General features: G+C 59.8%; 1 rRNA gene. It reads left to right on the top strand.

The window, feature by feature from the left end:
* Window positions 1-1,262, top strand: a 16S ribosomal RNA gene (locus K334_RS0112775); the annotation flags it as partial.
* Between the last annotated feature and the right edge of the window lie 18 nt (window positions 1,263-1,280).

Genomic DNA, 1,280 nt, shown 5'->3' with positions numbered 1-1,280 from the left:
GGCCCACCAAGGCTTCGATCGGTAGGGGTTCTGAGAGGAAGGCCCCCCACATTGGAACTGAGACACGGTCCAAACTCCTACGGGAGGCAGCAGTGAGGAATATTGGTCAATGGGCGGAAGCCTGAACCAGCCAAGTAGCGTGCAGGACGACGGCCCTATGGGTTGTAAACTGCTTTTATGCGGGGATAACCGGGGCCACGCGTGGCCCCCTGCAGGTACCGCATGAATAAGGACCGGCTAATTCCGTGCCAGCAGCCGCGGTAATACGGAAGGTCCGGGCGTTATCCGGATTCATTGGGTTTAAAGGGAGCGTAGGCCGTGGATTAAGCGTGTTGTGAAATGTAGGCGCTCAACGTCTGACTTGCAGCGCGAACTGGTCCACTTGAGTGTGCGCGACGCAGGCGGAATTCGTGGTGTAGCGGTGAAATGCTTAGATATCACGAGGAACCCCGATTGCGAAGGCAGCTTGCGGGAGCACCACTGACGCTGAGGCTCGAAGGTGCGGGTATCGAACAGGATTAGATACCCTGGTAGTCCGCACGGTAAACGATGGATGCCCGTTCTCCGGCTTTTTTGGTCGGGGGACCGAGCGAAAGCATTGAGCATCCCACCTGGGGAGTACGCCGGCAACGGTGAAACTCAAAGGAATTGACGGGGGCCCGCACAAGCGGAGGAACATGTGGTTTAATTCGATGATACGCGAGGAACCTTACCCGGGCTTGAATTGCAGACGTACGATTCAGAGATGATGAGGCCCTTCGGGGCGTCTGCGAAGGTGCTGCATGGTTGTCGTCAGCTCGTGCCGTGAGGTGTCGGCTCAAGTGCCATAACGAGCGCAACCCCCCTCCCCAGTTGCCATCGGGTGATGCCGGGCACTCCGGGGACACTGCCGCCGCAAGGTGCGAGGAAGGTGGGGACGACGTCAAATCAGCACGGCCCTTACGTCCGGGGCTACACACGTGTTACAATGGCCGGTACAGAGCGTCGGCCGCGCGCAAGTGCGGTCCAATCCTCAAAGCCGGTCCCAGTTCGGACTGGGGTCTGCAACCCGACCCCACGAAGCTGGATTCGCTAGTAATCGCGCATCAGCCATGGCGCGGTGAATACGTTCCCGGGCCTTGTACACACCGCCCGTCAAGCCATGAAAGCCGGGGGCGCCTGAAGTCCGTGACCGCGAGGGTCGGCCTAGGGCGAAACCGGTGATTGGGGCTAAGTCGTAACAAGGTAGCCGTACCGGAAGGTGCGGCTGGAACACCTCCTTTCTGGAGACGCCTCCTTCC

Origin of the sequence: Segatella baroniae DSM 16972 = JCM 13447 (genome assembly GCF_000426585.1) — a bacterium.
Taxonomy (GTDB): domain Bacteria; phylum Bacteroidota; class Bacteroidia; order Bacteroidales; family Bacteroidaceae; genus Prevotella; species Prevotella baroniae.
This window is presented reverse-complemented; position numbering and strand designations above follow the sequence as displayed.